1 protein-coding gene is annotated in these 7,008 nt (G+C 71.4%); it reads right to left on the bottom strand.

Annotation, left to right across the window (positions count from 1 at the left end):
* A partial coding sequence (locus ABD340_RS23685) for an amino acid adenylation domain-containing protein (protein WP_344591682.1) occupies window positions 1-6,844 on the bottom strand: 6,844 nt, incomplete at its 3' end.
* Between the last annotated feature and the right edge of the window lie 164 nt (window positions 6,845-7,008).

Here is a 7,008-nt window from a genome sequence, read left to right as displayed (position 1 = left end):
TCGGAGCACCGATCGGCGGCGCCTCGACATCATCGGCACGGACGATCCCCACACACGAGATCACCGTGCCCTCCGTCGGCCCATACCCGACCCGCACCCGCCGCCCAGGACCCCAGTCGGCCGCCACCTGAGCACTCACCCGCTCGGCCCCGGCCAGCAGACTGCCCACGTCCGGCACCTTGGCCGGGTCGAGCATCCCCAGCAGAGACGGCGGCAGGCTCACCGAGCCGACCCCGCCCGCCACCATGAGGGCGGTCAGCAGATCCGGCTCGGTGCGCTGGCGTGACGTGGCGACGACGAGTGTGCCCCCGGCCATCAGCACCGCCGCCATGTCCAGGGCTGTCCCGTCGAAGCTGAACGAGGCGAACTGGAGCGAACGAACGTCCGGACCGGCGCCGAGCACCGGAGCCATCGCCGGAGCCAGGTTCACCAGGCCTGTGTGGGTGCACTGCACGCCCTTGGGGCGTCCGGTCGATCCCGAGGTGTAGATGACGTAGGCGACCTGATCGGGGTGCGTCGCGGTGACGTCGGGGCTGGAGGGACCGGCCATGGCCGCGGCGATCTCCTCGTCGCCGATCTGCACGGTCGCCTGGCTGTCGGCGAGCATGAAGTCCAGCCGGTCGGACGGGTAGTCCGGGTCCAGCGGAAGGTAGGCGCCACCGGCCTGCCACACGCCCAGCACCGCCACCGGCATTGCCAGGCCGCGTTCGAGCCGGAGACCCACGATGGACTCGGGGCCGACTCCCATCCCGCGCAGGTGATGCGCGACGCGACCGGCCCGCTCCAGCATGCCCGCATACGTCAGGCAGGCGCCGTCGGACACCAGCGCCACCGCGTCCGGACTCACCGCCGCCCGAGCCGCGATCAGCTCGAACACGCCGCCCACGGCCGGAACGTCAGTGGCGGTGTCGTTCCATTCGTCGATCAGCGCGGCACGCTCGGCAGGGCTCACGACGAGGAGGTCGCCGACGCGTTCGCCCGTGCCGCCGATCATCGATTCCAGGACCGTGGCGAGATGGCCCGCCAGCCGCTCGACGGCGGCCGAGTCGAAACGTGCCCGGTCATAGTTCAGCCGTACCGCGAGTTCACGCCCGTACCCGGCGGACACACTCAGCGGATAGCTGCCCTGGTCGCGGCCGTGGTTGATCCCCGCCCGCAACCCACCGGCCGCCGACCGCTCCTGCCCCGCCTCCAGCGCCTCGAGCGGATAGTTCTCGAACACGAACAACGTGGTGAACAACGACTCCCCGGCAGGAAGGTCGGCGCACTCGCTGATCATCGACAGGGGAGTGTGCTCGAAACGGCGGGCTCGGGCCTGCTCGTTCTGCAGGCCCGCCAGCCACTCCGCCACCGGTAGATCACGCTCGACGCCGATTCGCACCGGGGCGGTGTTGATCAGCAGCCCCACCATCGAGTCCATGCCGTCGATCTGGCCACCGCGACCCGACGACGTCACGCCGAACACGACGTCATCACGGCCGCTGTACAGCGCCACCACCAGCACCCACGCACCCTGCACCACCGTGTTCACGGTCAGGCGATGCCGCCGCGCGAAGTCGGCCAGTCCCTCACCCGCGACCGCCGCCGGCAAGGTCAAGCCGACCTGACCCTCGCCCCGATCGCCGGTGTCCCGCTCTACCTGGATCGACACCGGCTCGGTGAAGCCCGCGAGCCGCTCCCGCCAGTACCGTCGCGCCTCCTCCAGATCCTGCCCGGCCGTCCATGCCACGAAGTCGCGGAACGGCTTACGCGCCGCGAACCGCGGCTCCCGGCCGGAGCGGAACGCCTCGTAGGCCTCCAGGACCTCGCTCAGCACGATCGGGACGCTCCACCCGTCCATCAGCAGATGGTGGTAGCTCCACACGAGCTGATGCCGGTCCTCCGCCAACCGGATCACCGCGAGGCGGACCAGCGTCGGGGCACTGTAGTCGGCACCACGCCCCCAGTCGGTCTCCAGGTAGTCGGCGAACACCTGCTCCCGCCGCCCGGAGAAGTCGAGCACCTCCAGCGGCAACGGCACCGAACGCGACACCACCGCGAGCGGCGACGGGACGCCTTCCCAGACCACCGTGGTGCGCAGGACCTCGTGCCGTGCGAAGACGAGCTCCCAGGCACTGCGCAACGCGCCCAGATCAAGCTCGCCCTCCAGCAGCAACCCGTTCTGAACCCAGTACATCCCCGGGTCACCAGAAAGCTGCGTATGGAACAACATCCCCTGCTGCAACCCCGTCAACGGATAAACATCCTCGACCACCGTCGACATCCCACCCACGACCAGATCGACACCCGCCTGATCCAGCCCCGCCAACGGGAAATCCGACGGACTACACCCACCGACACCAGGGCGGAGGCAATGATCGATCAGCTGGTCGAGCACCTCGATATAGCGCCGCGCCAGCCTCCTGACCGTGGCCTCGTCATGAACCCGACCGCCGTAGCTCCACTTCAACTCCAGACGACCGTCCACCACCAGACCGTCGATCTCGATCAGGTGGGTCCGCTCGCCGCGCGCCGGCCGTTCGCCGCCCAGGGACCGCAGCGCCTCCCGGAACCGGCCGTCGCCCGGCCCGGACCGCTCGCCCGCGCCCGCCCGGCCGAGGTAGTTGAAGATCACTTCCGCGGCGGTCAACTGCCGCAGCAGCCCGTAGCCCAGGCCACGCCGCGGAACGGCCCGCAGGTACTCCTTGGTCCGGCGCAACGCCGCGCTCGGATCGCCCTCGGCCGCCGCGCCCAGCACCACCGGGTAGACATTGGTGAACCAGCCGACCGTCCGCGACACATCGATGCCGGCACCGACGTCCTCACGGCCGTGACCCTCCAGATCCACCAGCACCGACCGCTGCCCGGACCACTCGGTCAGGACCACACCCAGAACACACAGCAGCACATCGTTGATCTGCGTCCGGAACACGCCTGGCACCTCGTGCAGAAGCCGGTGCGTCTGCACAGAGTTCAGCGTCGCGCGGACCTTGCGGGCGAGCGCGACGTCGTTGGGCCCGTCGTGGTCACGCGGCAGCCGCCCGGGCGCAGCGGACTCCGCCTCGCGCCAGTACGCGGCCTCTGCCGTGCCGATCGAACGGGCGAGCTCAGCAAGCCGCTTCGACCAGGCCATGAACGACGTCGTCTTCGACGGCAGCTCGGCGCCCTCGTACGCCAGCGCCAGATCCTCAAGCAGGACGGGCCACGACACCGCGTCGACCACCAGATGGTGCACGACGAACAGCAGCAGCCGACCGCGATCGCCGCGATCGAAGAGCGCGAGACGCAGCAACGGCCCTTCGGCCAGGTCGAGACTCGCCTGGACGAGGTCGCCTTGGGCGTCCAGGAATTCCCAGTCGTCCGCCTCGGTGGCGTCGATCACCCGCACGAGCTCTGCGTGCTCGGCCGCCACGATCCGGCCCCGCCACTGGCCGTCACCGTCGCGGACGAAACGTGAGCGCAACGCGTCGTGGTGCTCGACCAGCGCTGCCGCCGCGGCGCGGAGGGCCTCGATCTCGATCCGCCCGGTGACCTCCAGCAGCGTCGACTGGTTGAAGTGCGCCGGGTCGGCCGTCTCCCGCTCCAGGTACCAGCGCTGGATCGGCGTCAGCGGGAAGTCGCCGACGACCAGACCCTGCTCTGCCTCGACCGTTCCCCGCGCCGCCGCGACCGAGGCCAGAGCCGTGATCGTCTGATGGTCGAACAGCTGCGCCACGGTCACGTGCACGCCGCGTTCGCGAGCCCGCGCCGCCACGCGGATGCTCATGATCGAGTCGCCGCCGAGCTCGAAGAAGTTGTCCTCGACCCCCACCCGCTCGACACCGAGCACCTGAGCCCACACCTCGGCCAGCACCCGCTCGACCTCCGTACTCGACGCCACGTAGGCCGCGGCAGACCCGGCCCTGGCGCCGTCCGGTGCGGGCAGCGCGGACCGGTCGATCTTCCCGCTCGGCGTGAGCGGCAACGACGCCAGCTCGACGAAGGCGGCCGGGACCATGTGCCCGGGCAGCCGCCGGCTCACGAACGTCCGCAGCTCGCCCACCGGCGGGATGCCCTCGGCCTGGTCCGCGGGGACCAGATAGGCGGCCAGGCGCCGGTCGGCGCCCTCGCCGACGGCGGACACGACCGCCGTCCGCACGCCGGGATGGGCGGCCAGCGCCGCCTCCACCTCGCCCGGCTCGATCCGGAAGCCGCGCACCTGGAGCTGCTCGTCGGCACGTCCGAGGAAGTCCAGCCGCCCATCCGGCAGCCATCGCACCCGGTCTCCGGTGCGGTACATCCTCGTCCCGTCGCCCGCGAACGGGTCGGCGACGAACCGTTCGGCCGTCAGCGCGAAACGCCCGCCGTAACCACGGGCCAGCTGCGGGCCCGCGATGAACAGCTCACCCGGCACCCCGGCGGGCAACGGGTTGAGATGACGATCGAGCACGTAGGCCCTGGTGTTGGCGATCGGCGGTCCGATCGGCGGCGAGCCGTCGTCCTCGACCTCCGCGCAGCTGGCACAGACCGTGCTCTCGGTCGGGCCGTAGGCGTTCACCAGCCGCCGGCCGCCGCGCCACGCGGCCGCCTGCCCCACCTCCAGCCGTTCGCCCGCCGTGATGAGCGTGCGCACACCGCGCAGGTCGTCCGGCCGTAACACCTCCAGCAACGACGGCGGGACCGTCGCCATGGTCACGCCGGTCCGTCGCACCAGCTCGGCGAGCAACTCGGGTTCGCCGCGTTCGTCCGTGCCGGCCACCGTCAGCGTCGCGCCCGCTCCCAGCGCCATGACCAGCTCCCACACCGAGGCGTCGAAGCTGAACGGCGCGAACTGCAGCACCACGTCGTCGCCCGTGGTGCCGAACGCGAGCAGCTGGGCCGTCACCAGGCCCACCACGCCGCCGTGCGGCACCACGACGCCCTTCGGCCGCCCGGTGGAGCCCGAGGTGTAGATGACGTACGCCGCCTGCCCCGGCACCACGGTGACCTCGGCCGTCATGGGCGACGCGGTCTCCAGCGCATCCCGCACGGACGGGCAGTCCAGCCACACGGCCGTCTCCACCGCCGCGCCCGCCGCCAGCTCGGCGGCCACTTCACGGTGGCCCACCAGAACGGCGGCTCCACTGTCGGAAAGCATGAACGCCAGCCGCTCGGCCGGATAGCCGGGGTCGAGGGGCAGATAGGCGCCGCCTGCCCGCCACACGGCCAGCACCGCCACCACCATGTCGAGGCCGCGTTCCAAGCACAGGGCGACGACCGACTCGGCGCCAACGCCCGCGTCGTGCAGCCGACCCGCCAGGCGATCGGCCCGGCGCACCAGGTCGGCGTAGGTCAGCGAGACGTCTCCGGACACCACGGCCACCGCGTCCGGGGTCTCAGCCGCCCGGGTCACGATCAGTTCATGAACGCCGCCGCCCTCGGGCACCGCGGCCGCGGTGTCGTTCCACTCGGTCAGAATGCGACCGCCTTCGGCCGCGGTCAGCACCGGCAGCCCGGCGACATGCCGGCCGGGATCGGCGGCCACGGCGTCCAGCAGCGTGACCAGATGCCCGGCCATGCGCTCCACGGTCGCCGCGTCGAACAGCGCGGTGCTGTACTCGAGGGTCCCGGCCAGGCCGTCGCCCGTCTCCCCCAGCGTCAGCACCAGATCGAACTTGGCGGAAAGGGTGCCCGGGCCGACCGCCTGATCGCGGTCGAGCCGCGCACCGTCGGCCACCGCCTGGCCGCCGCCTGACGCCTCCACGTAGTTGAAGAACACCTGGAACAGCGGACTGCGGGACCGGTCCCGCTCGGTCACCAGCGTGTCGACCAGTTGCTCGAACGGCACGTCCTGATGGGCGTAGGCGCCCAGCGCCGTTTCTCGCACCCGCCCCACGACCTCGTCGAACGTGGGGTCACCGGACAGGTCCGTCCGCATGACCAGGGCGTTGACGAAGAAGCCGATGAGGTCCTCGGTCTCCGCCCGGTTGCGGTTCGCCACCGGGGTACCGACGACGATGTCGTCGGCGCCGCAGTAGCGGGCGAGCAGGACGTCGAACGCGGCGAGCAGCGTCATGAACATCGACGCCCCGCCCGCGCGCGCCGTCGCCCGCAGTCCCTCCGCCGTGGCCGCCGAGACGGTGAACGCGGTCGCCGCGCCCTCGGTGGACCGCACCGGCGGCCGCGGCTGGTCGAGGGGAAGCTCTAGCACCGGCACCTCGGCCAGCCGTTCGCGCCAGTACGAGAGCTGGGCGTCGAGCACCTCGCCCCTCAGCAGCTCCCGCTGCCAGAACGCGAAGTCGGCGTACTGCACCTCCAGCGGCGGCAACGGATCGGGGCCGCCGCTGCGGAACGCCTCGTAGAGCGCCGCGAGCTCACGCCGGAACACCCCGGCCGACCATTCGTCGAAGATCACGTGGTGCACCGACAACGCGAGCACATGCTCCTCGGCGGTCAGCCGGATCAGGCACGCCCGGATCAGCGGCCCGGCCGCCAGATCGAAGGGTGCCCCGGCGTCGGCGGCGACCAGGCGCTCGGCGGCGCGCAGCGGGTCGGGCCCGGTGGAGACGTCGGCGATCGGCAGCGACAGCGAGGCCGGCTGGTCGATCACCTGGTGGGCCGAACCGTCCGGATCCGCGATCAGCCGGGTGCGCAGCACCTCGTGCCGGCCGACCAGCGCGTCGAGGGCCGCCACGAGCGCCGCCACGTCCAGCGTCCCGTCCCACCAGACGCGCATCGGCACGTTGTACTCGGCCGATCCCGGCTCCAGCTGGTCCAGGAACCATAACCGCTGCTGGGCGAAGGACAGCGGAATGGGCCCTTCTGGCCGGGGCCCCCAACCCCGGCTGGTTACCTGCTCTCCTTTCAGGCGCCGCCTCAGTAATTCTCGCCTGGCTGCAGAAAGCATAGATATCCCCTGCGGTGCGAAACCGGAGTATTCGGCGCCCGCTCAGAGGCGATCGGGCCCCCGCTCACTATGGCACCGCGCGCCGCATCGCGACAGGGCGGCCGTGGCCAGGACGCCGTGCGACGGGTTCACCAGCACGGTCGGCCGACGCGTTCAACTGTAGC

Origin of the sequence: Actinomadura vinacea (genome assembly GCF_039532545.1) — a bacterium.
GTDB classification, from domain to species: domain Bacteria; phylum Actinomycetota; class Actinomycetes; order Streptosporangiales; family Streptosporangiaceae; genus Spirillospora; species Spirillospora vinacea.
Note: the sequence above shows the minus strand (reverse complement) of the source record. Positions and strands in the feature narration are given on the sequence as shown.